We start from the raw sequence: 26,666 nt of genomic DNA, 5'->3' as shown, positions 1-26,666 counted from the left end.
GCGATGGCGTCCTCGAAATCGCCATCGCCGGCAAGCCGGCTCCTACAAGTAATAAAAAAGGCGATCCTTTCGGATCGCCTTTTTTATTACTTCACCACTTTCAAACTTGGCCGACCGCTTGGGCGCGGTGGCTCACTGTCCGGCGGCGGAAGATCATCATCCGGCTCGATCTCTTCCTCGTCCTCCATAGGCGATTCCAGATCGAACACCATGCCCTGACCGTTCTCCCGGGCGTAAATGCCCAGGATCGATGCGATAGGCACGTACAGGGTGTGCGGCACGCCACCGAAGCGCCCCTCGAAGCTGACCGCTTCGTTATCCATGTGCAGATGACGCACGGCGGCCGGCGATACGTTCAGGACAATCTGTCCGTCACTGGCAAAACCCTGAGGCACCTGCACCGACGGATACTCGGAATTGACCAGCATGTGCGGGGTGCAATCGTTGTCCACAATCCACTCGTAGAGCGCGCGGACCAGATAAGGTCGACTGGAGTTCATAGCGGCTCCTTAAGCCTTAGCGCATATCGCGTTCGACGCCAGACAGACTTGCCTGGAAAGCCTCACGCGCAAACGAGCGCTCCATATAATCAAGCAACGGCTTGGCGGGCCGTGGCAGTTCAATACCCAAAATCGGCAAACGCCAGAGTATTGGTAGTAGGCAGCAATCCACCAGACTTTGTTCCTCGCTGAGGAAAAACGGCTTGTCGGCGAACAGCGGCGACACGCCAGTCAGGCTTTCGCGCAGCTCTTTACGAGCAACGACACGGGCAGCTTCCTTGGTCCGCGAATCCAGAATCAGATCCACCAGACCACACCAGTCACGCTGAATACGATGAATCAGCAAACGGCTGTTGGCACGCGCCACTGGATAAACCGGCAGCAAAGGCGGATGCGGGTAACGCTCATCCAGATATTCCATCACCACGGTCGACTCCCACAACGCCAGGTCACGATCGACCAGGGTAGGCAGGCTTCCGTAAGGGTTCACCTCAATCAGTTTAGGCGGCTGGCGGCCAGCTTCCACGTAAATGATCTCGGCGCTGACACCCTTCTCTGCAAGTACGATGCGCACTCGGTGGGAATAGTGGTCGGCGGGGTCGGAGTAACAGGCCAACCGATTGGTCACGCCCATGGCGGTCCTCCTCGCTTGTTGAAATTATCGGAAGCGGAAAAACGAGCGCGCCCAGAGGGCGTCTCCCGTAACGCCTGGATAAACCAGACTCGTTACACCTTCAGAGACGCCCTTGGGCGCGCGCGATTAACAGCAATTGCTTGAAACTTTATCAGTGCACATCTTTCCAGTATTCGCGCTTGAGCAAGTAGGCGAATACGAAGAAGAACGCCAGGTACAGCAAGACGTAGGTACCAATGCGCTGATGCTGCAGCTTAACCGGGTTAGCCGAGTAAGCGAGGAAGGTTACCAGATTCTTGACCTTCTCATCGAACTGCTCTTCGGTCAGAGCACCGCTCTTCGGCACGATGGTCAGCTGATCGCACGCTTCATGAGTCAGCGCGGTACCGGTCAGCGGATCATATTGCTTCTTGCCGTCTTCGACGATCTGGACCTGTTTGCAACCGACGACCTGACGACCTTGCAGGCCCACCAGGACGTTCGGCATGCCCACGTTCGGGAAGACCTTGTTGTTCACGCCCCAAGGACGCGACGGATCTTCGTAGAACGATTTCAGGTAGCCGTAGAGCCAGTCCGTACCGCGAACACGAGCCACCAGGGTCAGGTCAGGCGGTGCAGCACCGAACCAGGTCTTGGCGTCAGCCGGCTGCATGCCGATGCTCATGTGGTCGCCGATCTTGGCGCCAGTGAACACCAGCTTCGACAGCATCAGATCGTGAGGAATGCCCAGATCGTCGGCAACACGCTCATAGCGCTGGAACTTGGCGCTGTGGCAGCCCATGCAGTAGTTGGCGAATGTACGCGCGCCATCTTGCATGGCGGCCTTGTCGGAAACGTCGATGTCGACCTTTTCCAACTCAGGACCACCGTGCTCGGCAGCGAAGGACAGTACAGGCAAAGCAGCAAGAATCAGTACAGCAAATAGCTTTTTCATCAGCCAGTCACCCTTTCCGGAACCGGTTTGGTCTTCTCGAGCCTGGTGTAGAAAGGCATCAGAATGAAGTAGGCGAAGTACAGGAAAGTACACACCTGCGACAGCAACGTACGACCTGGAGTCGGTGCCAGAACACCCAGCACGCCCAGAATCACGAACGAGATGCAGAACACCCAGAGCCAGATTTTGCTCAACCAGCCTTTGTAGCGCATCGACTTGACCGGGCTACGGTCCAGCCATGGCAGGACGAACAGTACAGCGATGGCCGCACCCATGGCGATAACGCCCAGGAGCTTGTCCGGAACCGCCCGCAGAATCGCGTAGAACGGTGTGAAGTACCAGACCGGAGCAATGTGCTCTGGGGTCTTGAACGCGTTCGCCACTTCAAAGTTCGGCTTCTCGAGGAAGTAGCCGCCCATTTCCGGGAAGAAGAACACGATCGAGCAGAAGATGAACAGGAACACCACCACGCCGACGATATCTTTCACGGTGTAGTACGGGTGGAAGGCAATGCCGTCCAGCGGTACGCCGTTTTCGTCTTTGTATTTCTTGATGTCCACGCCGTCCGGGTTGTTCGAGCCGACTTCGTGCAGCGCCAGAACGTGCAGCACCACCAGACCGAGAATCACGATCGGCAGGGCAACAACGTGCAGGGCAAAGAAGCGGTTCAGCGTGATACCGGAAATCAGGTAGTCACCACGGATCCACTGAGTCAGGTCGTTACCGATAACCGGGATCGCACCGAACAGCGAGATGATCACCTGGGCACCCCAGTAGGACATCTGGCCCCACGGCAACAGGTAACCCATGAAGGCTTCCGCCATCAGCGCCAGGTAGATCAGCATGCCGAAGACCCACACCAGCTCACGCGGCTTCTGGTACGAACCGTAGAGCAAGCCACGGAACATGTGCAGATAAACCACGATGAAGAACGCCGAAGCGCCGGTGGAGTGCAGCAGACGCAGGATCGAGCCGTACTCGACGTCGCGCATGATGTATTCGACGGAAGCAAACGCTTCTTCCGCCGACGGGGTGTAGCTCATGGTCAGCCAGACACCGGTAACGATCTGGTTGACCAGAACGAGCAGCGCCAGGGAACCAAAGAAGTAGAAGAAGTTGAAGTTCTTCGGGGCGTAGTACTTGCTGAGATGGTCTTCCCACATTTTGGTCGCGGGAAAGCGCGCATCAACCCAATCCATGAACTTGCTCATCACGCTTTCTCCGTATCGACGCCAATGACAATAATCTCATTGGTCTCATAGGAATGCGGGGGAACTGGCAGGTTCAAAGGCGCAGGTTGCGACTTGTAGACGCGGCCAGCCAGATCGTAGTGGGAACCGTGGCACGGGCAGAAATAGCCGCCCACCCAGTCCTTGCCCAGATCAGCAGGTGCCACTTCGGGACGGAAGGTCGGCGAGCAACCCAAGTGCGTACAGATACCGATCAGCAGCAGAACCTCTGGCTTGATCGAACGCGTAACCGGGTCGACATAGGTCGGTTGTGTCGAGTTCTTGGAGGTCGGGTCAGCCAGCTGGCCCTCGATCTTTTTCAGATTCCCCAGGATTTCCTCGGTACGGCGGACAATGAACACCGGCTGACCGCGCCACTCAGCAATCATCTGCTGGCCTGGCTCGATTTTGCTGACATTCACTTTCACCGGTGCACCTGCGGCTTTCGCCTTGGCACTGGGAAACCATGACCCCACGAACGGGACCGCAGCCCCCACCGCTCCTGCAGCACCCACCACGGATGTGGCTGCTACCAAGAAGCGACGCCGGCCTGCATTCACGCCGTCATTGCTCATTCAGTCCTCTCCCATCAGCTTTGTGGCCTGTTAAATCAGGCATCTACTAAGTAAAACTATGTACTTATAAAAATTTTGCCGAATGGTAATGAAAAGCCCCAATTCTGACAAGGTAATTACCGAAGGGCTCCACTGCCAAGCCTTGTAGTATAGGGGCTCTGCGGATGTGGCAAGTTGTCACAGAGCAATTCTTTGATAAATCGCACCCATAAAAAAACGCCCAGCTCCGTGAGGAAACTGGGCGTTCTTTTTGAACGTGAAAGCGAATTAACGCTTCGAGTACTGCGGACGCTTACGCGCTTTACGCAGACCGACTTTCTTACGTTCAACTTCACGGGCGTCGCGGGTAACGAAGCCAGCTTTGCGCAGAGCGCTACGCAGGGTTTCGTCGTAGTCCATCAGAGCGCGAGTGATGCCGTGGCGGATTGCGCCAGCTTGACCACTTACACCACCGCCGATCACGGTGACGTAGATGTCGAACTTCTCGACAGTCTCAGTCAATTCCAGCGGCTGACGAACTACCATGCGGGCAGTTTCGCGGCCGAAGAAATTATCCAGCGAACGGTTGTTGATGGAGATGTTACCAGTACCCGGACGCAGGAAAACGCGTGCGGTTGCGGTCTTGCGACGGCCAGTGCCGTAATTTTGAGTCGCCGACATAATGAACTATTCCGTTAAAACTTCAGTTCTTGGGGCTGCTGAGCAGTATGAGGGTGTACAGCGCCCGCATAGACTTTCAGCTTACGATACATGTCGCGACCCAGCGGGTTCTTAGGCAGCATGCCTTTGACCGCGGTCTCGATCACGCGCTCAGGGGCTTTAGCGATCAGCTTTTCGAAGTTGATCGACTTGATGCCGCCCGGGAAACCGGAGTGGGAGTAGTAGATTTTGTCGGTGGTTTTAGCACCGGTTACACGAATCTGCTCGGCATTGATAACGACGATGTAATCGCCGGTGTCAACGTGAGGAGTGTACTCAGCTTTATGCTTGCCACGCAGACGGCTCGCGATTTCGGTGGCCAGACGACCCAGGGTCTGACCTGCAGCGTCGACGACAAACCAGTCGCGCTGTACTGTTTCCGGTTTAGCAGTAAAAGTTTTCATTCTTTATAGCCTCAGGGGCCGCCCTGTAAATTAGACGGCGGATCTTACTGAATAGTGCGTACTTTGACAAGTCAAAGGCAGCCGGATACAGACGCTTTCGGGGGCTCGGGTCGGCGCGTCCGTTCAACGGCAAGATTCTTCGGCGGCGGCGCATCACTTCCACTGCAGAAAGAGGTGCGCAATTATGCAGATTGCGAAAAATATTTCAACCTGCTTTTATGATTGTTTTGCCCAAGGAGCACCTGATGGATTATCGACAGCTAGGCCGAACCAATCTGAACGTGAGCGCCATCTGCCTCGGAACCATGACCTGGGGCGAGCAAAACAGTGAAGCTGAAGCCTTCGCTCAGATTGAACGGGCCAAAAGCGCCGGGATCAATTTCATCGACACCGCCGAGATGTACCCGGTACCACCGAAAGCCGAAACCTACGCCACCACCGAGCGCTACATCGGCAATTATTTCAAAAGCCGCGGTGATCGCGCCGACTGGATCCTGGCCAGCAAGATCGCCGGCCCCGGCAACACCATCGACTACATCCGCGACAAAAACCTGCGCCACAACCGCCAGCACATCACCGAAGCCGTGGATGCGAGCCTCAAGCGCCTGCAGACCGACTACATCGACCTCTATCAATTGCACTGGCCGGAGCGCAGCACCAACTTCTTCGGTCAACTGGGCTACAAACACAAGAGTGAAGCGAACCTGACCCCGCTGGAGGACACCCTCGAAGCGCTGGACGAACAGGTCAAGGCCGGCAAGATCCGCCACATCGGCCTGTCCAACGAAACACCGTGGGGCACCATGCGTTTCCTGGCACTGGCCGAAGCCCGTGGCTGGCCGCGTGCGGTGTCGATCCAGAACCCGTACAACCTGCTCAACCGCAGCTTCGAAGTCGGCCTGGCGGAAATCGCCATCCGCGAACAGTGCGGCCTGCTGGCCTATTCGCCGCTGGCGTTCGGTTTTCTGTCGGGCAAGTACGAAGGTGGCGCGCGTCCGCCGAAAGGTCGCCTGAGCCTCTACAGCCGCTTCAGCCGCTATTTCAATCCACAGTCGGAAGCCGCCTGCAGCCGTTATGTGGCGCTGGCCCGCGAGCACGGTCTGGACCCGGCGCAAATGGCCTTGGCGTTTGTGACGCAGCAGCCGTTCGTGACCAGCAACATCATCGGCGCGACGACGCTGGAACAACTGGACAGCAACATTGCCAGCTTCGAGCTGAAACTTTCCGATGAAGTGCTGGCGGGGATCGAGGCGATCCACAAGGATCACCCGAATCCAGCACCGTAACCCGCACATGTAGGAGCTGGCTTGCCAGCGATCAAAGACGATGCGGTGCCGCGCCGAACCGATCGCCGGCAAGCCGGCTCCTACAGTGACCGCGCAATAATCTCCTTCATGATTTCGTTAGTGCCGGCATAAATCCGCTGCACCCGCGCATCCGCCCACGCCCGGGCGATCGGGTATTCCCACATGAACCCGTAGCCGCCATGCAACTGCACGCACTCGTCGAGCACCTTGCATTGCAGGTCCGTGCCCCAATACTTGGCCATCGCCGCCGTCGGCACATCGAGCTTGCCTTGCAGGTGCAACTCCAGGCAGCGATCGACGAAGACCCGGCCAATCTGGATCTCGGTCGCCATCTCCGCCAGCTTGAAACGGGTGTTCTGGAAGTCGGCAATCGCCTTGCCGAACGCCTTGCGCTCGCGGGTGTATTCCAGCGTCCATTGCAGCGCAGCCTCAGCCGATGCCAGTCCGCCAACAGCAACCGTCAGACGCTCTTGCGGCAATTCCTGCATCAGATACGCGAAGCCCATCCCGGCCTGGCCCAGCAGGTTTTCTTTCGGCACGCGAACATCCTGGAAGAACAGCTCCGAGGTGTCCTGCGCTTTCATGCCGACTTTTTCCAGGCGCTTGCCCTTGGCAAAACCCGGCGTGTCGGCCTCGACCAGAAACAGGCTGGTGCCCTTCGCGCCGGCCTTCGGATCGGTCTTGGCCACGACAATCACCAGGTCCGCGAGATAGCCGTTGGTGATGAACGTCTTCGAACCGTTGATCACATATTCATCGCCATCGAGCACCGCCGTGGTTTTCACCCCTTGCAGGTCGGAACCGGCACCCGGCTCGGTCATGGCAATCGCGGTGACCATCTCGCCGGACACCAGTTTTGGCAGGTATTTGTGTTTCAGCGTTTCGCTGCCGTAATGCAGGATGTACGGCGCGACGATGTCGGAATGCAGGGAAAAACCGATCCCGGTCAGCCCCAGACGCCCCACCTCTTCGATCACCACCGCACTGTAGAGAAAATCCGCTCCCAGCCCGCCGTACTCTTCCGGCAGGTGCGAGCAGAGCATCCCCGCCTCCCCTGCCTTGTTCCAGAGTTGGCGGTCGATATAGCCTTGTTTTTCCCATTGCCCATGAAACGGCACGGCCTCTTTTTCGAGGAAGGTTCGCACGCTGTCGCGAAAAAGTTCGTGCTCGGGACTGAACAAGGTTCTGGGGATCATGCGGCACCTGTCGTTATTGTTAGAAGGAATAGACCTTCAGAGACTAAGCCTCGCTTCCGATACAGGACACTGGACACATCCGACAAAAAATAAGACGATCCAGCCGTCTGGTGACCACTTTCCCCTATAAGAATAAAGTTGAATTATGTCTAACCAAGTCTCCACGCCCTTGCGGCGCGTCAGCATCCTGGCTATCGACCGGGTTTTCGCTTCCACCCTCATGCAAGCCAAGGATTTCTTCCACCTGGCCAGCCTGCGTTACGGCAAACAACTGGGCCAGGGCCTGACACCGGCGTTCGAAACGCGCCTGGTCAGCCCCGACGGCAAACCGGTCAACAGCTTCAGCGACGTGATCATGCCGGTGGACGGCGGCCTGGAAAACGCTGACGTCATCATCCTCCCGGCGTTCTGGGACGATTTCGAAACCCTTTGCCAACGTTACCCACAGATCCTGCCGTGGTTGCGCCAGCAGCATGCGCGCGGCGCGGTACTGTGCGGCGAGGCCACCGGGGTGTTCTGGCTCGCCGAAGCCGGGCTGCTCGACGGCAAGGAAGCGACCACTTACTGGCGCTTCTTCAATGCCTTTGCCGAGCGTTTCCCGAGGGTTTATCTCAATCAGGACAAGCATCTGACCGACGCCGACAACCTCTATTGCGCCGGCGGCACCACGTCGGCGTGCGATCTCTATATCTATCTGATCGAGCGTTTCTGCGGCGCCAACGTGGCCCAGGCCGTGGCCCGCGACATTCTCTATGAAGTGCAACGCAGCTACTCGCCGGGACGCATCGGTTTCGGTGGCCAGAAGCTGCACCAGGACGTGATCATTCTGCAGATCCAGCACTGGCTCGAAGAGCACTTCGCCGACAAGTTCCGCTTCGAGGACGTTGCCCGCGAGCACGGCATGAGCATCCGCAACTTCATGCGCCGCTTCCAGACCGCCACCGGCGACAAGCCGCTGCATTACCTGCAACGCCTGCGCATTGAAACGGCAAAGGGCTTGCTGTCCGGCAGCCGCAAGAGCATCAAGACCATCAGTTATGAAGTCGGTTACGACGATGCGAGCTTCTTCGCGCGGCTGTTCCGCCAGCACACCGAGTTGTCGCCGAACCAGTATCGCCAGCAGTTTCAGCAAGCGGCGTAAAACCCCGCAAACCCTGTAGGAGCACAGCTTGCTGGCGATGGCGTCCTTGAGATAGCCATCGCTGGCAAGCCGTGCTCCTACAGGGGATCTGCAACGCACAAAAAAGGCCTGCAATTGCAGGCCTTTTTCGTTTTCCGAAATTTCCTACGGCTTGTGTGCCCGGGACAGGAATTCGTGAGATTGCATTTCCAGCAGACGGCTGAGGGTGCGCTGGAATTCGAAGTTCAGGCGACCGCCGGTATAGAGGTCTTTGAGCTCGACTTCGGCGGAAATGATCAGCTTCACGTTACGGTCGTAGAACTCGTCGACCATGTTGATAAAGCGTCGGGCGATGTCGTCGGTGGTGACGCTCATCTGCTCGACACCGCTGAGCAGCACGGCGTGAAAGATTTTGCCCAGTTCGATGTAATCGTTCTGGCTTCGTGGGCCGTCGCAGAGTTCGCGGAAGTCAAACCAGGCCACGTCATCGCAGGTGCGCAAGGCACGGATTTCGCGGTTCTCGATGATCAGCACATCGTTCTCGATGGCCGCCGTGCATTCCGGCGTCAGCGCACGGAAGCTCTTGCGCAGGCTTTCGTGAGACGCCTCATCGAGCGGGAAGTGGAACAGCTCCGCTTGCTCGAGGTGACGCAGACGATAATCGACGCCGCTGTCGACGTTGACGATCTCGGTGTTCTGCTTGATCAGCGCGATGGCCGGCAGGAAGCGCGCACGCTGCAAGCCGTCCTTGTACAAACCGTCCGGGACGATGTTCGAAGTGGCGACCAGGGTCACGCCGTTCTTGAACAGCTCTTCCATCAGCGTGCCGAGGATCATCGCGTCGGTGATGTCGGAAACGAAGAATTCATCGAAGCAGATCACTCGCGACTCGTCGGAGAAACGCTTGGCGATGATGGTCAGCGGGTTTTTCTCGCCACCGAGGGTCTTCATCTCTTCGTGCACACGCTTCATGAAGCGGTGGAAGTGAGTCCGGGTCTTTTCCTTGAACGGCAGCGCTTCGAAGAAGGTGTCGACCAGGTAAGTCTTGCCGCGACCTACGCCGCCCCAGAAATACAGGCCCTTGACCGGCGCCTGTTCTTTCTTGCCAAACAGTTTGCCGAGCAGGCCCGGTTTGTTCTGCGAGGCCGCGACCAGATCGTCGTACAGGCGCTGCAAATGGCGCACGGCGGTTTCCTGCGCGGCGTCATGGAAGAATTCCGGGCGTTTCAGATCAGCTTGGTATCGTTCTAGGGGCGTCATAATTCGTTAGCAAGGCAACAAAAACGGGCCGTCACTGTAGCGATGGCCCGTGGGAATGGCAATCGGCCCTTGGTCGGACCGAGCCGTTGATTATTCCTGAACCGGCGTCAGCGCAATCCGCAGAGCGTCGATGGCAACGTCACGGGCAGCAGTGTCGGCGAACGCCGGGCTATCGGCCACGCATTCGCCTTCCAGCCAGACGCTGAAGCTCAGGTCTTGATTGCGCACGTCCAGAGGCTGGCCCGCTTGCAGTTGCTTGGTCACCTGGCCAGCGGTTTTACCGTCAGCAAAGTTGCGCGACAGCAGCAGTTGCTCGCCATCGGCCGCCAGCAGGCGGAAGCGGAAACTGCCGTCGTCTTCGCGGAAGCTGACAAAACGCGCAGCTTTCGCGGCTTTCTTCTTGGTGGTCGCCGCGACTTGCGTCTGGGCCACGAAAGAACGCAAGCCGACCGCTTCACGCAGCTCGTTGAGGAAAGGCGTCGCCACGGCACGGGCCTTTTTCGCACCGATTTGCAGGATGTCTTCCAGATCAGCCGGGCGTTCGATCAATTGGTGATAACGCTCGCGGGACTCGCCCAGTTCACTGTCGAGCAGCTGGAACAGACGATTCTTCGCCTCGCCCCAACCCAGGCCCTGCAACAGTTCGCTGCGGAATTCGTCGGACTGCGCCGGGGTGGCAAAGGCCTGGAACAGCGTGAACAGGTGCGAATTGTCTGGATCTTTGGCTTCGCCCGGCGCGCGGGAGTCAGTGACGATCCGCGAGATCGCGTCTTTCATCTCTTTGGCGCTGCTGAACAACGGAATGGTGTTGTCGTAGCTCTTCGACATCTTGCGACCGTCGAGGCCGGGCAGCGTCGCGACGCTTTCTTCGATCAGCGCCTCGGGCATGGTGAAGAATTCTTTGCCCTGGCCAAACAGATGGTTGAAACGCTGACCGATGTCCCGGGCCATTTCCACGTGCTGGATCTGGTCACGACCGACCGGCACCTTGTGTGCGTTGAACATCAGGATGTCCGCGGCCATCAGCACCGGATAGCTGTACAGCCCCATGGTGATACCGGCATCCGGGTCTTCGCCGGTTTCGACGTTCTTGTCCACCGAAGCCTTGTAGGCGTGGGCGCGGTTGAGCAAGCCCTTGGCCGCAACGCAGGTCAACAGCCAGGTCAGCTCCGGGATTTCCGGGATGTCGGACTGGCGATAGAACGTCACGCGGTCCACATCCAGGCCACCGGCCAGCCAGGTCGCGGCGATTTCCAGACGCGAACGCTGGATGCGCAGCGGGTCATCGCATTTGATCAGGGCGTGGTAGTCGGCCAGGAAGTAGAACGAATCGGCATTGCTGTCACGGCTGGCAAGGATCGCCGGGCGGATGGCGCCGGCGTAGTTGCCCAGGTGCGGCGTGCCGGTGGTGGTGATGCCGGTGAGGATACGGGTACGAGTCGTCATGGGTAATCGCTTGTCAGACTGCAATCAATTCGAAAGACGCGGCAGGATCAGATCCTTGAGATCGGTCAGCTTGCCATGAAAAAAGTGTCCGCATTCTGCCACTTTCAGCAGCTCATGGGGACGATCGAGTTTCTCGGACCAGTCGTAGACGGCTTGCGGGTCAATGACTTCATCGGTTTCCGGCTGGATCAGGGTCAGCGGGCAGTTCACCGGCAGCAGGTCGTAACCATTGAGCCGGGTGACAGCAGCGGCCACCATGAACAAATGCTTGAGCTGTTCGCCCTGCGCTTCCAGGCGTCCGCCGAGACTTGCTGCAACAAAACCGCCGAAGGAGAAACCGAACAACGTCAGCGGCAAATCAGGATGTTTGGCGCGCAGCCATGCGGCCGCTGCCTGGGCATCGTCGACTTCGCCGGTCCCCATGTCGTGCGAGCCTTCGCTGGCACCGACGCCACGGTAATTGAAACGCAAGGTAATCAAACCGGCATCGCGCGCGGTGCGCTGCAGGGTCGAGACCACTTTGTTGAGCATGGTGCCGCCCTGCACCGGGTTCGGGTGGCAGATCAGCGCGATGCCGCGCGGCTGCTCGATATCCAGGTAAAGTGCTTCCAATTGCCCGACCGGGCCGTCAATCACTACAGGGGTTTCGCGCATAAGCAAGGAAGGAACTCCGTGACCTCGAATCGGGTCGACTCGTCTAGCAAATTGTCTGTGCCGATGTATTGCGAGTGAATCGCGGTATACAGCGCAGGTTCGAGCCGTTAACGTAAAGCAAAGCCGTTTATAGAGGAAGGACTCGTGGAACACTCGCTCTTAGTTTGGTTGTTGCCGACTCTTGCCCTGGTTGTGGGTGTCGCCATTGGATTCCTGATCGCTCGCCTGGTGCCGAACGCCGCGCCGAGCAGCACCCAACGTCAGCTGGATGACATTCAGGAACGTTTTGACAGTTATCAGAACGAGGTGGTTACCCACTTCAACAGCACTGCAAACCTGGTCAAGAAACTGACTCAGAGCTATCAGGAAGTGCAGGATCACCTCGCCGAGGGTGCCAACCGCCTGGCCCTGGACGAGCAAACCCGCCAACGCCTGCTGGCTTCGCTGCACGCCGACGCGGCAGCGGCCCCACGGGAACGCCTGACGCCACCGCGCAATCAGGAGCCGCCTCGCGACTACGCCCCCAAAGCCCCGAACGCGCCGGGCATGCTTGATGAGCATTACGGCCTGAAGAAGTAATCAGGTTTCGCGCGATACACAAAAGCCCTCGGACGAGTGATTGTCCGGGGGCTTTTTTGTTGCTGATCCAATACCTTTGGTGCCGACTCTGCCCCTTCGCGGGCAAGCCCGCTCCCACAGGGATCGCGTACCTATCAAGCGACTCGGTCACTGTGGGAGCGGGCTTGCCCGCGAAGGGGCCAGAACTGGCGACACAAAAAAACCGCCCGATCTGTTTAGGATCGGGCGGTTTTTTTTACGCCTGGGGTTCAGTCAGGTGGGTAAAGGGGCTGCGTTTACTGCTGTGGATACTCTTGACCCGGAATCGCCTTGAGGTTGACCTCGACGCGACGGTTCTGTGCCCGGCCATTGACGTCGCCGTTGCTGGCAATCGGGTTATCCGGCCCGGCGCCGCGCGCCGACAGGTTGGCACCACTGACACCTTGGGACGTCAGGTAAGTCGCCACGCTCTGCGCACGACGCTGGGACAGGTCCATGTTGTGCTGACGGCTGCCGGTGCTGTCGGTGTAGCCAACGATTTCGATCTGGTTCTGGTTGAACTCTTTGAGCGAACCGGCCAGGTTGTTCAGTGGCTGATAGAAGCTGGAAGCGATGTTCGCCGAATCGGTGGCGAACGTGATGTTGCCCGGCATGATCAGCTTGATCTGATCGCCCTGGCGCTGCACTTCAACACCGGTGTTGGCCATGCTGGCGCGCAGCTTTTTCTCTTGCTGGTCGGCGTAGTAACCGTAACCGGCAGCCGAAGCACCCACTACGGCGGCGCCGATCAGCGCACCCTTGCCACGGTTATCGTGGTTGATGGCGGCACCGGCCAACGCACCCGCCAGAGCGCCGAGGCCGCCGTACTTGGCGGTTTTGCTCATGCCCGTGGAACCACCGTCGGCCTGCCCCTGGCTGCTGTCATATGGGTTGGGCGAGGCGCAGCCTGACAACAAGGCCACAGCCGTAGCGACAATAATCAAACGCTGCTTGGTGAACATGAAGAGCTCCTACTTTTTGCATTCTGGGATGCAACGGGTCTTAGGCATTGGTTCTTTGCGGGCGTTTGATCATTTCGGGCGCAGAAAATTCCGTCGATCCCCTTAAGCCCGCACAAAAGGGTTGTCGCGCATTTCATCACCCAGACGCGTATCCGGACCATGACCAGTCACCACCGTTGCGTCCTCATCAAGGGTGTACAGGCGCTGTTTGATCGACCGCACGATGGTCGCCTGATCGCCACCCCACAAGTCCGTGCGCCCTACCCCGCGACGAAACAACGTGTCACCGGCAATCAGCAGCTTAGCCTCTGAAAACCAAAAGCTCATGGAACCCGGCGTATGACCTGGCGTGTGCAACGCCACGCCGCAACCGCAGGCGAGTTCTTCATCGTCGGCCAACCAGCGATCCGGCGATGGAACCGGCGTGTACGGCACACCGAACATCTGGCATTGCATCTCCAGATTGTCCCAGAGGAACTGATCCTCTTTGTGCAAGTGCAGGGTCGCGCCGGTTTTCTCCTTCAACTGACCGGAGGCCAGGAAGTGATCGAGGTGCGCATGGGTATGGATGATGCTGACAACCTTCAGGCCCAGGGCATCGAGCCGGGCGAGGATCAATTCGTGATTGCCGCCCGGATCGACCACGATGGCCTTCTTCGTCACCGGATCGCCGATGATCGTGCAGTTGCACTGCAACGGGCCTACGGGGAAGGTTTCGCGGATGAGGGTCGGTAGTTGGGACATCGGGGCATGCTCGATAAAAACGGGGACGGGGGATTTTCGCACACAATTGCGTCCAGCCATTGACCTCCTGTGTATCGTCACACTACGTCAGCCCAACACTCCCAATGCCTTGGCCCTCGCCACCGCCTGCGTGCGCCGCTCAACCCCGAGCTTGCTGTTGATGTGGCTGGCGTGGGTTTTAACCGTGTGCAGGGAAATGAACAGCTGATCGCTGATTTCCTGGTTCGAGCAGCCTTGGGCAATGAGTTTCAGAACCGACAGTTCGCGGGAACTGAGTTGCTCGCAGGCTTGTGAGGGCTCCGGAGCAAGGCGTGCAGCGATAACGGGGAGTCGCTCCGACAGGCTCTGCGATACCGTCGCTTTCGCGCAGTTCTGCAGTTGCTCGCGAAGCCAGTCAGGGCATTTATTCAACAAGCCATCAAAAGGCTGCAGCGCGCCGCCACTGGCCGCTTCAAGGGCCTGAGCGAAGGACTGCCGGGCTTCAGGCTCGCGGTTGTGCGCAAGGAGCAGTTCGGTTTTTTGTGTCAGCGCCATCACACTGAGCAACTGCCGACCGGTTTGCTGACCATGCTCGAGTAACGCATTCAATCGCCCTTCGGCCAGCATCGGCTGCGCCTGAATGACCTCAAGCAAGGCCTGCTGCAACTCGATATGCAGTGGCAGTTGCGGATGGAATTCCGGCGGTGCCGCAGGCGTTTCGCCGTTGTAGGTCTGGCCCAGTCGTGCGAGCCAGGCTTCGGCCAGATCGGTGCGTCCCTGGGCCAGCCAGAGTTCGCATTTGACCAGGGTGATCATCGCCAGGTAGTAAATCGGCGGGACGTCCCAGATGTGCATCAGCCGTTCGGCTTCGGCGAGTTCGGCAAAGGCCTTGGCGAACTCGCCGCTGCTGCCTTCGAGCCGGGCGATCACGCAATGGCCGATCAAAACACTGATGTCGCGACAGGCACGGGCCTCAGTCAAACCGGCCTGCAAACGCAGCCGCGCGGTCTGTGGTTGCAGGCGCAGGGCTAGCAGAAATCCTTCGTACAAGGTCAATCGAGCACGCACGGCATACAGCCGTTGCGGCGACAACCCTTGCAGGCGTTGCAGTCCCTGACGGACTTCGTCCAGCGAGCGCAGGATTTCCCCTCGCGCCTGCAACACGCGCGCCCGGTCGTAATGGGCCAGCGCTTCGAACAACGGATTGCCCACCCGTTGCGCCAGTTCAAGCGAGTCGCGGTTCAAACCACGGGCACGCCACAAGTCGCCGTCGGCAATGGCCAGGTTGGAAAGGGTCGAGAGACACATCAGGCGCTGGCCGTAGCGTTTCGATGGCAGGCTTTCCAGCGCTTCGGTGCAATACAGCAGCGTCAATTCGCGGTTGCCGCGCCCGCGGGCAATGATCCCGCTCAATGCCAGCCATTGCGCCAGCATGGATTTCTGCGCAGTGGCCGACGGGGCCGGCAGGAAGCGGCTCAGATGATTGGCCAACTCTTCGGCGGCGTCGAGCTGACAGGCCAGCCCCAAGGCCCAGCTGTAAAGCACGATCAACCGTGGCGTGCTGATCAGCAGGCTGTCGGGCAAGTCCATTTTCCAGCGCAGCAACATGCCGACATTCTGTTCCGCCAGCAATTGCTCTTCCGAAAGGTTCTGCACCAGGTTGGCCGCGACATCCAGATGCCCGGCGCGCAACGCCTGCTCCACCGCCTCATCGAGCAGGCCCTGGGCATTGAACCAGCGACACGCGCGCAGATGCAGGCTGGCCGCCGGCACCATCGCCTGTGAGGTTGGCCGGGTGCGCAGCAGGTCGGAAAACAGATGGTGATAGCGGTACCAGTGGCCATGTTCGTCCAGCGGTACGAGGAACACTTGGTGCGCAAGCAGAAAACGCAGGATCTCGGCACTGTCATGCGCTTCGCGAACGGCATCGCACAGCTCGCTGCAAAAACGCTCTTGAGGGGCCGTGTCATAAAGGAACGACTGCACCTCGGCGGGCAGGCAATCGATGACTTCTTCAAGCAGGTAATCGCGAATCAGCCCTTCCCCACCGTGCAGGGACTGGGGTAACGCACCGTCGGAACCCGCTTCGGAAGCCGCCAGCAACCAGAAACGCAAGCCGGCAACCCAGCCTTCACTGCGCTGGATCAGGTTTTCCAGTGCTTCGCCACGCAACGAACTGCTGTGCCGATCGAGCAGGGTCAAGGCTTCGTCGTGGGTCAGGCGCAGATCCTGCTCATGCAACTCAAGCAATTGTCGCGACAACCGCAGCCGCGCCAGATGCCAGTCCGGACGCTGGCGACTGGTGACCATCACCAGCAAGCCGTCGGGAAGGTGATTGAGGAAAAACTGCAGGCAACGATCGAGCACCGGCCCCTGGGCCAGATGATAGTCATCGAGGACCAGCAGCAATGGCGCTGTCGGCAACAGGTGCACGGCCAACTCATCGAGCAAGCCGTCCAGCCATTCTTCAAAAGCAAACGGCTGATGCCGCTGGCGCATTTTCAGCAGCCCCAGAGACTGGCGGCCCAACTGCGGAAAAAAGTCCTGAAGGCCTTCGAGCAATCGCTCCAGAAAACGGCCTGGATCGTTGTCCCGCGGACTCAACCCCAGCCAGAGACTTTGCCAATGCGCCGGCAGCCCCTGACAGAACTCCACAGCCAATGAGCTCTTGCCAAACCCCGCCGGCGCGCTGACCAGCAGCAGCCGGCCACCGAGACCGGCACTGAGGCGCTCGCATAAACGAGGCCGCAGCACATGGCCGTCGGGCAGCGGAGGCCGATAAAAACGCCCGTCCAATGTTGCGACGGTAACGCTTGCATGGCCCGGGAGTGGGGACAGATCAGTCATGGCCGGCTCTTGTTTGAAATGCTGTTGGCGGCGTTGCAGATGTCCGCAGACTAGCGGTAAACGAAGAGGTAATGAAGGTTATTGCTACAAATGGCTACAAAAAGTCTACGAACAAAAAAAAACCCCGAACCAGTCGGGGCTTCTTTCGAGGATGCGGCCTCTGTTCAGTTCAGGTTAACGAACCCCGGTCTGACGCAATGCCGCCGGCGTGAAGTCGCTGGTGGTGGCAGTGAAACCGAAGTTGTATGCCGACTTCTCTTCGTTCTTCATGCCCAGTGCCAGGTAACGGCCGGACTGCAGGTCGTAGAGGGCTTCCAGGGTGTACCAAGGCACTTGAACGTTGTAGTAGTTCTGGGAGTGAGCTTCCGCTACACGCCAGAGTTGATTGCGACCGTCGTAGTGATCAATGACCGCTGCTTGCCAGGTATCTTCGTCGATGTAGAAGTCACGCTTGGCGTAGATGTGACGCTGACCTTCCTTCAGGGTTGCAACCACATGCCAGACCCGACGCAGCTCGTAACGAGCCAGGTCCTGGTTGATGTGACCGGCCTTGATGATGTCGGCGTACTTCAGCTTCGGATCGTCGAGCTTGTAGCTGTCGGAGGCGATGTACATCTCTTTCTTGCCTTCGAGCTTCCAGTCGTAACGATCCGGTGCACCGTTGTACATGTCCAGGTTGTCGGAGGTACGCAGGCCGTCCGCCGCGGTACCCGGCCCGTCATAAGACACTTGCGGAGCACGACGCACACGACGCTGACCGGCGTTGTAGACCCACGCCGAACGTGGTTCCGCCACCTGATCGAGGGTTTCGTGCACCAGCAGCACACCACCGGCCAGACGTGCAGGCGCGGTCACTTCCTGCTTGAAGTAGAACAGGATGTTGCCCGGGTTCGCCGGATCGTAATCCTTCATCTTGTCGCGGAATACGAACTGATCCTGGAAGTACACCAAGCTGTACGAGCCGTTCGGCTGCGGGGTGGCCTGGGTCACCAGACGGGTCACGCTGCCACCGCGATAACGGGTGATGTGGTTCCAGATAACCTCAACGCCGCTCTTTGGAATCGGGAACGGTACGGCTGTCTCGAAGTTTTTCAGCCCGTTGCCGCCGGACACCAGTTCCGTGGCGGTGGCGTTTCTCTTGATGGCAGCGAACACGTCATCCGGCACGGTCGCGCCGCGATGGGACGGGTAAACCGGCATCTTGAAGGTTTCCGGGTAACGCTTGAACATCGCGTACTGGCCTGGAGCAAGCTTGTCCTTGTACTGATCGACGTTCTGCGCCGTGATGGTGAACAGCGGTTTTTCACTGGCGAACGGGTCGGACAGGAAACCTTTGGCATCGGCGGTGCCGGCGTTCTTCGCCATCGGCTTCCAGGCTGGAATCGAACCGTCAGCATTGCCCGCCATCTCGGCGCCCATTGGCGTCAGGCTCTTGCCCAGCTTGTCCGCTTCGGCCGCAGGGACCGCTGCCATCACACTGGTCGCCAGCAGCGTTAGCCCCAGAACTCCAGCGTTGAACAGACTCTTTGTTGTTTTCATAGGTGTGTTCGTCCTGAAAATGCAGTGCTTAGAAGTTCACGCCGAAGCTGAGCGCAACGAAGTCGCGGTCATCCACGGTGGTGTACTTGCCGTCAAAGAAGTTGGTGTAGGCCAGGGACGCGGTGTAGGTGTTCTGGTACTCGGCATCGAGACCCAGGCTGACCGCTTTGCGACCTTCCTCGAAGTTGCCGCCAGGGCCAGGTGAGTAACCGTCGACGTCATGGGACCAGGCGATGTTCGGCTTGAAGTTCACACCGGCGATCACGTCGTTGTATTCCCAGATCGCACGAGCGCGATAGCCCCAGGAGTCAGTCGTGGTGAAGCCATCGTTTTCGCAGTAGCGGTTGACGTTGTTTTGCGGACCGCCTGCCAGGGTCGAAGCGTTCAATGCCTGGCACTGACCGTTTGGCAATGGACCTGGGCCGTAGCTCGGGTCACGTCCGTAACGGGCTTTCGAAGTGCTTTCCAGGCCGCCGACGTGAGTCCAGCCAACCTCGCCCACCAACGTCAGTCGCTCGGCACCCATCACCTGATCGAAGAAGTGGGTGAAGGTTGTCTGCAGTTGAGACACTTCCTTGCGACGATAGCCATGCTGATCCGCACCAGGCTGCCCTTGCAGCACGGAAACGCTCGGGTTCAGTGGCGTCAGGCCGGAAAAGAGGATGTCGGTGGTGTTGAGCTGTACCGGTGCGTTCGGACGGTAGCTGAACTCACCACTCCAGGCGGTGCCGGTAGGCAACGTGGTGGAGAAGCTCAGGCCATAAAGCCGAATATCTTCAGGGTATTCGATGAAGTAGCTGGAGTTACCCGCCACCACCAATGGCAGGGTTTGCGCCGCCAGTCCGTTCGCGCCACCCACGATGCCAGCTGCGGTTCCCAGCGGAATGCCTGTGCCAACCAGTGCGCCAGTCAGAGCGCCACCCAGTGCCTGTGCGTTATAGGCGCTCGCCGGAGCCCCCTTGCCGCTGAAAATCGGCGCACGGCTGTGGTAGTTCATCATGTAGGCACCGAATTCGGTGTCCAGCGGCTCGAACATGTACTTGAAGGACACGCCGAACTGGCCACTGTCACGCGCATCGCGATCCGGACCACGACGAACGATCGCGCCTTCGTCCGGGTTACCCCAGTTCACGCCCCTGGCAGCCAGCGTGTTGAGGACCGCGTTGCGCGAGGCGGCTGGCAAACGAGCGGCCGCCAACGAGTTGTTGAGCCCGTTACGGGTCCGCAGCACGGCCAGGTTGTTATCGCAGCCATCGGAAATCACGTCCGGTTGCGAGAAGAACGTACCGCAGTTGTCGGTAACGGTCTGGTCCCATTCCAGTTGATAGAACGCTTCCGTGGAAAGGTTCTCGGTCAGGCTCTGGGACACGTAGAACATGTTGACCGGGATCAGGCCTTCCTTGATCTCGGCACCTGGACGGCGGAACGCGGAAACGTCGATCGGGTTGATCGAGTTGATGCCGCCGCCGATGAACGTACTCTCGCCCCAGCTGACCACTTGTTTGCCCAGACGCACGGAACCCGGCTGATCGGCAACCGAGTAGTTGTGGTAGACGAAGGCGTCGAGAATTTGCCCGCCGGAGGACTTGGCGCCTTCCTTGCGGTTGTTGTCGCTGATGTCCTTGAACGGACGGTCTTCGTCCTTGAGTTCGAAGTCATACCAGTATTTGCCCCGGACGAAGATGCCGGTGTCGCCGTATTTCAATTCAAGGTCATGGATGCCTTTGAAGATCTTCGAGAAGGTTTCCCCGCTCTTGAAGTTCAAGTGGCCGTCATCGGAGGTCTGGGACAGGCCACGACCACCGTTGTTGACGCCGATGAGGTTCTTGTTGGCGCTCTCGGTAGACCAACTGGCACCAATCGACAGGGATGAGTCGAACTGACCTTCGATTTCACCAACGTTGAAACTGACGCCGAATGCGGGCCCGGCGAGCGTAGAGGCAAGACTGACAGCCAGAGGCAGTTTTGCCCGGCGCCAGAACTGGTTTACTGATGTCATCGACGCTACTCCATGTGCATTATTGTTATGGCATTGAGTACTTTTAAAAACGCTGTGGTTGACCGGAAGCCAAGGCATTCCGAATTCACTCCAAAGTTGCATCGCCCCGTTTTGTGCGTGTGCCCCGTTCTTAAAAATCCTTGAGCGGACTATAGCCAGCAGGTAGTACTGCTTGATCCCTCTAAAGTGTGATTTGCAGCTGCCGGCCACTCTGGAACAGTCCTTTCGCCAAGCCGACACCTGTCGGCACGGGAATGATGGCTGAAAATTCTGATTTCACAAGCCAAGCGCTTGCTTGGTGGGGCTGGCGTGCCATTTCGGGCACGCCGGAAGACGCTTAAAGCGTCGAGAGGAAGGTGCTGTTGTTGGCTTGCCATTCAGTGATGTCGAGGCGAATTCGCTTCTTGTCGAGTTTGCCGACACTGGTCTTGGGAATTTCAGTAACAAGGGCGATCTGGCTCGGGATGGCCCACTTGCTCAGGTGCCCCAGTTCCACAAATGGCTTGAGGTGCTCCTTGAGTTCCCTGGCCCCGATTACATGGCCCTCGCGGATCACCAGCAAGGCAAACGGGCGTTCGCCCCACTGCGGATCGGCAATGCCCACCACTGCTACTTCGCGTACCGCTGCATGGCGACTGATCAGGTCTTCCAGGTCCAGGGAGGAAATCCATTCGCCGCCGGTCTTGATTACGTCCTTGATCCGGTCGCGAATGTCGATCACGCCCATGCTGTCCAGCGTCGCCACGTCCCCGGTGTGCAGCCAGCCACCGGCCCAGAGCTCCGCGCCCTTCTGCGGCTCATTGAAATAGCCTTCGGTGAGCCACGGCGCACGCAGCACCAATTCGCCCTGGGTCTCGCCATCGGCGGGCAGGAAGTTACCGTCGGTGTCGACAATGGCCGCTTCCACCAAAGGCCCCGGCACGCCGGCCTTGATCCGGTACGTGGTGCGTTCGTCTTCGGTGCCCGCCATCAGCTCATCGTTGAGGTGCGCACAGGAAACCAGCGGGCCGGTTTCCGACATGCCGTACGCGGCGGTCAGCTGAATGCCTTTGGCTTTGGCGGCTTCGTACAACGCACGATTCAATGCACTGCCGCCGATGACAATTTTCCAGCCGCCGAAGTCGGTGCCCTGCGCCGCCTTGGCGTTGAGAACCATCTGCAGGATGGTCGGTACGCAATGCGAGAAGGTGACCTTTTCCTTGCGCCACAGCTCCACCAGGTATTCGGGATCGTAGCGCCCCGGATAAACCTGCTTGAGCCCGAGCATGGTCGCCACATACGGCAAGCCCCAGGCGTGCACATGGAACATCGGGGTGATCGGCATGTACACGTCGTTGGTGCCCAACAGCCGCACACTGTCGATGGCGCCCATGATGGTCGACACGCCCATGGTGTGCAGCACCAATTGCCGATGGGTGAAGTACACGCCTTTGGGATTGCCGGTGGTGCCGGTGGTATAGAAGGTGGTCGCGACCGAATTTTCGTCGAAATCCTGGAAGTCGTACTGCGTGCTCGCGGCCGCCAGCAACTGCTCGTATTCACCGACGAGGTTCGGCAGGTCGGCGGTTTTTTCCGGCAGGTCGGTCAGCAGCAGGGTTTTCTCGACGGTGGTCAGGTGCCCGGCAATCGCGTTGTACAGCCCGACGAATTCGCTGTTGACCAGCACGAAGCGGTCCTCGGCGTGATTCATGGTGTAGAGGATCTGTTCCGGCGACAGGCGCACGTTGATGGTGTGGATCACCGCGCCGATCATCGGAATGGCAAACATGCATTCCAGATAACGATGACTGTCCCAGTCCATCACCGCCACGGTATCGCCGGCCTTGACGCCGGCCGCCGTCAGCACGTTGGCCAGGCGTGCGACCCGTTCGATCAGGGTCGGATAGCTGTAGCGCAATTGATCGCGGTAAATGATCTCGCGGGTTTTCTCATAGCGCGCGCCGGACATCAGCAGCCGTTTGATCAGCAGCGGATACTGGTAAGCGCCTTCGGCTGGGGGGATAACGCGAGTCTGCAACATAAGAATCCCTTTTCTGACTGCACGGTCGTGGCTGAAAGTAAGCACTCTAGTGCCCTTCCATGACAACCAAATCAGCCGAAGGAATGATTTGCAACATTCAGCAAATGCTAGCGTTGCGCCAGCATTTAACAGCTATCCAGACCTGTAGGAGCCGGCTTGCTGGCGATGGTCTTGCAGGCGCCGCATCCTTTCCAGAATAGATGCGTCATCGTTAAAGACCATCGCCAGCAAGCTGGCTCCTACAAAGGGTGGTGTTCGTCGATCAGTGCATTTCGGTAAACGCGAGTTTCACGCCGATGGCGATCAGCACGGCGCCCATGGTCCGGTCGAACCAGTGGCCCATGCGGGCGAAACCCGCGCGTACACGCTGCTGGCTGAACAGCATCGCCACCAGGCAGAACCAGAAAGCCGTCGCCGCCGCCAGGTAAACCCCGTAACCGGCCTGCACCGCCAATGGCGTATGCGGATTGATCACCACGGTGAACAACGACAGGAAGAACAGCGTGGCTTTCGGGTTCAGACCGTTGGTCACGAAACCCGAGGTGAAGGCGCCGCGAGCGGTGCGATCACCCGCTTCCTTGTGCAGGTCGTCAGTCACCGGCTTGGCCGGTTGCGCGCGCAGGGCCTTGAAACCGATGTACAGCAGATACGCGGCCGCCGCCCATTTCAAGGCGTTGAACAGCACGATCGACTGGGACACGATCAGGCCGATACCGAGCAGCGAATAGCCAACGTGCAGGAAAATCGCCGTACCGACCCCCATCGCCGTCCAGGTGCCGGCGCGACGACCGTGGGTCACGCTCTCACGCACCACCACGGCGAAATCCGGGCCGGGGCTGGCGACGGCCAGCAGGTGAATCAGGGCAACGGTCAAGAACTCTGTCCAATACATGCGGGCTCCTCAAAAGGCAGATCGATAAAAGTACGCTCAAGGTGTCCGCAATCCCTGTGGGAGCGAGCCCTGCTCGCGATGAGGGAGTGTCAGTCGCAAAACTCTTGTCTGACACACCATTTTCGCCGGCAAGCCGGTCTCGCTCCCACAGGGGTCAGCGTGCTATCCGATGATGCGTAACGATTTGTTTCATCTGGTAGGCTCGGCAGATTACGCCTTCAGTTCAATGCACAAAAGGTACAGTTGATGACGAACTCTCGCCGCGCCGTTTTCCTCGACCACCCCTCGCTGGACCTCGGCGATCTCGACCTCAGTCCATTGCGCGCCTGCTTCGATGATTTGCAACTGTTTGCGCAGACCACACAGGATCAAGTGATCGAACGCCTCAAGGGCGCCACCGTCGCCATCAGCAACAAAATCCTGATCGACGCAGCCGCCATCGCCGCCAGCCCCGAACTGAAGCTGATCCTGATCACCGCCACCGGCACCAATAACGTCGACCTCGCCGCCGCCCGCGCCCATGGCGTGACCGTCTGCAACTGCCAGGGTTACGGCACGCCATCGGTGGCGCAGCACACGATCATGCTGCTGCTGAACCTGGCGACGCGCCTCGCCGATTATCAGAAAGCCGTCGGTGAAGGTCGCTGGCAACAGGCAAAACAGTTCTGCCTGCTGGACTACCCGATCGTCGAACTGGAAGGCAAAACCCTCGGTTTGCTCGGTCATGGCGAACTGGGCGGCGCGGTCGCACGACTGGCCGAAGCCTTCGGCATGCGCGTGCTGCTTGGGCAGATTCCGGGGCGCCCCGCCCGACCGGACCGTTTGCCGCTGGATGAACTGTTGCCGCAAATCGACGCGCTGACGCTGCACTGCCCGCTCAACGAACACACTCGCCACTTCATCGGTGCCCGCGAACTCGCCTCGATGAAACCCGGCGCTTTTGTGGTGAACACCGCCCGTGGCGGCCTGATTGATGAACAGGCGCTGGCCGATGCCTTGCGTAACGGCCACCTCGGCGGTGCGGCCACCGACGTGTTGAGCGTCGAACCGCCGAGCGCCGGCAACCCGTTGCTCGCCGCCGACATTCCACGCCTGATCGTTACGCCGCACAACGCCTGGGGCAGTCGCGAGGCGCGGCAGCGGATCGTTGGCCAATTGACCGAAAACGCGCAGGGATACTTCAGCGGTAAGGCGCTGCGGGTCGTCAGTTGATAAACTGCGGCACTTTTTTTCAAGGAGCAGAGTATGGATCCGCGCAGTGAAGTACTGCTTCGTCAGGCCGAGTTATTCCAGGGTTCGGTGCTGCTGGCCGGTTTGCCCGCCGATGATTTGCTCGGGCGCCTGCCCGACGCCCACGGCTGGTGCTGGCACGCCGGCGATCAGGCCGCGCTGGATGCCCGCTTCACCGAGCGCAGCCATTTTGGCGTGACTGCGCCCGAGCGCGAATTCGACACCGCCGTGGTGTTTCTGCCCAAATCCAAGGACCTCACCGATTACATCCTCAACGCCCTCGCCTCGCGCCTGGCCGGACGCGAGTTGTACCTGGTGGGTGAAAAACGCAGCGGCATCGAAGGCGCGGCCAAACAACTGAACCCGTTTGGCAAACCGCGCAAGCTCGACAGTGCGCGTCATTGCCAGCTGTGGCTGGTCACCGTGGCCGATGCGCCGCAAGCCAAATCCCTGGAAAGTCTGGCCCAGACCTACGAATTGCCGCTGGCCGAAGGTCCACTGAAAGTCATCAGCCTGCCGGGCGTGTTCAGCCACGGTCGACTGGATCGCGGCAGCGCGTTGTTGCTGGAGCACCTGGACAAATTGCCAAGCGGCCATTTGCTGGACTTCGGTTGCGGCGCCGGTGTTTTGGGCGCGGCGGTCAAACGTCGTTATCCGCACAATCAGGTCACGCTGCTCGACGTGGATGCGTTTGCCGCCGCCAGCAGTCGCTTGACCCTGGCTGCCAATGGTCTGGAAGCGGACGTCATTACCGGTGACGGAATCGATGCCGCGCCGATGGGTTTGAGTGCCATTCTGAGCAACCCGCCGTTCCATGTCGGCGTGCACACCGATTACTTCGCCACCGAGAACTTGCTGCGAAAAGCCGCCAAACATCTGAAAAACGGTGGCGAACTGCGGCTGGTCGCGAACAGCTTCCTGAAGTACCAACCGCTGATCGAAGAGCACCTCGGCGTGTGTGCGATCAAGGCCGAAGGTCAGGGTTTCCGAATCTACCGGGCCAAACGCGGTTAGCAATTTGTACTTGCCCTATCGGATTAGCCTAGGCAGAATCCGCTCCGTCCTAGGGGAGTAGTCTCCCACGAGCGCCATGCTCGTCCGGCATACGTCAACATACTTGGTCCTCAGACCATGGCGTATGCGACCCAAGCGTCCGCATCAGACGGATCGCCAGGGTTTGACAAGACCTATGACACGAACACCTTACCCGGGGCGGGAAGGCTGTACGTGTCATAGCCGTGTCGACCCGCCCCTTAGGAAAACCCTGATGCTGGATTCACTTCTCGTTCCCACCGCAATCGTTGCCTTGGCCGAAATCGGCGACAAGACGCAACTGCTCGCGCTCATCCTTGCTGCCCGCTTTCGCAAACCGTGGCCAATCATCGCCGGCATCGTCGCCGCCACCCTGGCCAACCACGCGGCAGCCGGTGCGGTAGGTGCCTGGGTCGGCAGTTTCTTCTCGGATGCGGTGTTGCACTGGATCCTCGCCGCAAGCTTCGCTGCGACGGCATTGTGGACCCTGGTGCCGGACAAGATGGATGACGATGAAGCCAGCACCGCCCGCAAATTCGGGCCGTTCCTGACGACATTGATCGCGTTCTTCCTCGCGGAAATCGGTGACAAGACCCAGATCGCGACCGTGATGCTGGCCGCGCAATACCCGGAACTGTGGCTGGTGATTATCGGCACCACCCTGGGCATGTTGATTGCCAACGTGCCGGTGGTTTTGGCGGGTAACTTTGCGGCGGACAAATTGCCATTGACCCTGATTCGTCGACTGGCGGCGTCGGCGTTCTTCGTCCTGGCGATTGTCGCGGTGTACAAGGCGATGCAGAGCAGTGGGTGGGTTTGACGCGTTAGGTCGTTAGACCGCGTTATCGTTCATCGCGAGCAGGCTCG

General features: G+C 59.2%; 24 protein-coding genes and 1 riboswitch. Of the genes, 6 read left to right on the top strand and 18 right to left on the bottom strand.

Annotated elements, in window-relative coordinates:
• Positions 1-86: 86 nt before the first annotated feature.
• The 7 genes from KGB25_RS25920 to rplM form a co-directional block, all read right to left on the bottom strand.
• Positions 87-500: a ClpXP protease specificity-enhancing factor gene (locus KGB25_RS25920; RefSeq protein ID WP_008037283.1), complete on the bottom strand. Its 414-nt coding sequence runs from the start codon at positions 498-500 to the stop codon at positions 87-89.
• Between the two features lie 16 nt (positions 501-516).
• On the bottom strand, positions 517-1,134 hold the full coding sequence (locus KGB25_RS25915; protein ID WP_007905304.1) for a glutathione S-transferase N-terminal domain-containing protein: 618 nt from the start codon (positions 1,132-1,134) through the stop codon (positions 517-519).
• Between the two features lie 151 nt (positions 1,135-1,285).
• Positions 1,286-2,068 (bottom strand): cytochrome c1, encoded by a 783-nt coding sequence (locus KGB25_RS25910; protein WP_008025956.1) that lies wholly within the window; start codon positions 2,066-2,068, stop codon positions 1,286-1,288.
• Entirely contained in the window at positions 2,068-3,279 is a 1,212-nt protein-coding gene (locus tag KGB25_RS25905) for a cytochrome b (protein WP_007943720.1), read from the bottom strand. Before KGB25_RS25905 ends, KGB25_RS25910 begins: the two co-directional genes overlap by 1 nt.
• Positions 3,279-3,872, bottom strand: a complete 594-nt coding sequence (gene petA, locus KGB25_RS25900; protein WP_008025954.1) for a ubiquinol-cytochrome c reductase iron-sulfur subunit — start codon at positions 3,870-3,872, stop codon at positions 3,279-3,281. The genes KGB25_RS25905 and petA overlap by 1 nt, the downstream gene beginning before the upstream one ends.
• Positions 3,873-4,139: 267 nt before the next feature.
• The gene (rpsI, locus tag KGB25_RS25895; RefSeq protein WP_003228056.1) at positions 4,140-4,532 is read right to left on the bottom strand and encodes a 30S ribosomal protein S9; all 393 of its coding nucleotides are present in this window, start codon (positions 4,530-4,532) and stop codon (positions 4,140-4,142) included.
• Between the two features lie 14 nt (positions 4,533-4,546).
• On the bottom strand, positions 4,547-4,975 hold the full coding sequence (gene rplM / locus KGB25_RS25890; protein WP_007905295.1) for a 50S ribosomal protein L13: 429 nt from the start codon (positions 4,973-4,975) through the stop codon (positions 4,547-4,549).
• 245 nt (positions 4,976-5,220) lie between these two features.
• Here rplM and KGB25_RS25885 point away from each other — a divergent pair, with 245 nt between their 5' ends.
• Positions 5,221-6,261: an NADP(H)-dependent aldo-keto reductase gene (locus KGB25_RS25885; protein ID WP_008025952.1), complete on the top strand. Its 1,041-nt coding sequence runs from the start codon at positions 5,221-5,223 to the stop codon at positions 6,259-6,261.
• 80 nt (positions 6,262-6,341) lie between these two features.
• Here the strand turns inward: KGB25_RS25885 and KGB25_RS25880 are convergent, their stop codons facing one another.
• Entirely contained in the window at positions 6,342-7,478 is a 1,137-nt protein-coding gene (locus KGB25_RS25880; protein WP_223437263.1) for an acyl-CoA dehydrogenase family protein, read from the bottom strand.
• Between the two features lie 244 nt (positions 7,479-7,722).
• Here KGB25_RS25880 and KGB25_RS25875 point away from each other — a divergent pair, with 244 nt between their 5' ends.
• Positions 7,723-8,619, top strand: coding sequence for a GlxA family transcriptional regulator (locus KGB25_RS25875; RefSeq protein WP_177318159.1), 897 nt, complete (start codon positions 7,723-7,725; stop codon positions 8,617-8,619).
• Positions 8,620-8,763: 144 nt separating this feature from the next.
• Here the strand turns inward: KGB25_RS25875 and zapE are convergent, their stop codons facing one another.
• The 3 genes from zapE to KGB25_RS25860 form a co-directional block, all read right to left on the bottom strand.
• Positions 8,764-9,858: a cell division protein ZapE gene (zapE, locus tag KGB25_RS25870; RefSeq protein ID WP_008025947.1), complete on the bottom strand. Its 1,095-nt coding sequence runs from the start codon at positions 9,856-9,858 to the stop codon at positions 8,764-8,766.
• A 90-nt stretch (positions 9,859-9,948) separates the two neighbouring features.
• Positions 9,949-11,304: a tryptophan--tRNA ligase gene (locus tag KGB25_RS25865; RefSeq protein ID WP_008037280.1), complete on the bottom strand. Its 1,356-nt coding sequence runs from the start codon at positions 11,302-11,304 to the stop codon at positions 9,949-9,951.
• 24 nt (positions 11,305-11,328) lie between these two features.
• Positions 11,329-11,958: an alpha/beta hydrolase gene (locus KGB25_RS25860; protein ID WP_223437261.1), complete on the bottom strand. Its 630-nt coding sequence runs from the start codon at positions 11,956-11,958 to the stop codon at positions 11,329-11,331.
• A 144-nt stretch (positions 11,959-12,102) separates the two neighbouring features.
• Here KGB25_RS25860 and KGB25_RS25855 point away from each other — a divergent pair, with 144 nt between their 5' ends.
• Positions 12,103-12,537, top strand: coding sequence for a YhcB family protein (locus tag KGB25_RS25855; protein WP_008025941.1), 435 nt, complete (start codon positions 12,103-12,105; stop codon positions 12,535-12,537).
• A 275-nt stretch (positions 12,538-12,812) separates the two neighbouring features.
• On the opposite strand, the gene KGB25_RS25850 is transcribed toward KGB25_RS25855, so the two are convergent.
• The 7 genes from KGB25_RS25850 to KGB25_RS25820 all read right to left on the bottom strand — a co-directional run bounded on the left by KGB25_RS25850 (position 12,813) and on the right by KGB25_RS25820 (position 23,537).
• Positions 12,813-13,517 carry an OmpA family protein gene (locus KGB25_RS25850; RefSeq protein ID WP_008037276.1) on the bottom strand — a complete coding sequence of 235 codons (705 nt, stop codon included), beginning with the start codon at positions 13,515-13,517 and terminating at the stop codon, positions 12,813-12,815.
• Positions 13,518-13,619: 102 nt separating this feature from the next.
• On the bottom strand, positions 13,620-14,261 hold the full coding sequence (locus KGB25_RS25845; protein ID WP_207286096.1) for an MBL fold metallo-hydrolase: 642 nt from the start codon (positions 14,259-14,261) through the stop codon (positions 13,620-13,622).
• A gap of 87 nt (positions 14,262-14,348) precedes the next feature.
• On the bottom strand, positions 14,349-17,087 hold the full coding sequence (locus KGB25_RS25840; RefSeq protein ID WP_008037274.1) for a LuxR C-terminal-related transcriptional regulator: 2,739 nt from the start codon (positions 17,085-17,087) through the stop codon (positions 14,349-14,351).
• A gap of 174 nt (positions 17,088-17,261) precedes the next feature.
• Complete coding sequence (locus KGB25_RS25835; protein ID WP_008037263.1) at positions 17,262-18,626, bottom strand: DUF1329 domain-containing protein; 1,365 nt, start codon at positions 18,624-18,626, stop codon at positions 17,262-17,264.
• A 28-nt stretch (positions 18,627-18,654) separates the two neighbouring features.
• Positions 18,655-20,625 carry a DUF1302 domain-containing protein gene (locus tag KGB25_RS25830; protein WP_223437260.1) on the bottom strand — a complete coding sequence of 657 codons (1,971 nt, stop codon included), beginning with the start codon at positions 20,623-20,625 and terminating at the stop codon, positions 18,655-18,657.
• A 337-nt stretch (positions 20,626-20,962) separates the two neighbouring features.
• Entirely contained in the window at positions 20,963-22,645 is a 1,683-nt protein-coding gene (locus KGB25_RS25825) for a fatty acid--CoA ligase (RefSeq protein ID WP_008025929.1), read from the bottom strand.
• A gap of 262 nt (positions 22,646-22,907) precedes the next feature.
• The gene (locus KGB25_RS25820) at positions 22,908-23,537 is read right to left on the bottom strand and encodes a LysE family translocator (protein WP_223437258.1); all 630 of its coding nucleotides are present in this window, start codon (positions 23,535-23,537) and stop codon (positions 22,908-22,910) included.
• A 246-nt stretch (positions 23,538-23,783) separates the two neighbouring features.
• On the opposite strand from KGB25_RS25820, the gene KGB25_RS25815 reads away from it, so the two are divergent.
• From KGB25_RS25815 to KGB25_RS25805, 3 genes are all read left to right on the top strand, one after another.
• Positions 23,784-24,749 carry a 2-hydroxyacid dehydrogenase gene (locus KGB25_RS25815; RefSeq protein WP_192419212.1) on the top strand — a complete coding sequence of 322 codons (966 nt, stop codon included), beginning with the start codon at positions 23,784-23,786 and terminating at the stop codon, positions 24,747-24,749.
• Positions 24,750-24,782: 33 nt separating this feature from the next.
• Positions 24,783-25,781 carry a class I SAM-dependent methyltransferase gene (locus KGB25_RS25810; protein WP_008025924.1) on the top strand — a complete coding sequence of 333 codons (999 nt, stop codon included), beginning with the start codon at positions 24,783-24,785 and terminating at the stop codon, positions 25,779-25,781.
• A gap of 40 nt (positions 25,782-25,821) precedes the next feature.
• A riboswitch (yybP-ykoY riboswitch) is annotated at positions 25,822-25,945 on the top strand.
• Positions 25,946-26,034: 89 nt separating this feature from the next.
• Positions 26,035-26,619: a TMEM165/GDT1 family protein gene (locus KGB25_RS25805; RefSeq protein WP_008025922.1), complete on the top strand. Its 585-nt coding sequence runs from the start codon at positions 26,035-26,037 to the stop codon at positions 26,617-26,619.
• Positions 26,620-26,666: the final 47 nt, after the last annotated feature.

It is taken from the genome of Pseudomonas sp. BF-RE-21 (assembly GCF_019947305.1).
GTDB classification, from domain to species: domain Bacteria; phylum Pseudomonadota; class Gammaproteobacteria; order Pseudomonadales; family Pseudomonadaceae; genus Aquipseudomonas; species Aquipseudomonas migulae.
Note: the sequence above shows the minus strand (reverse complement) of the source record. Positions and strands in the feature narration are given on the sequence as shown.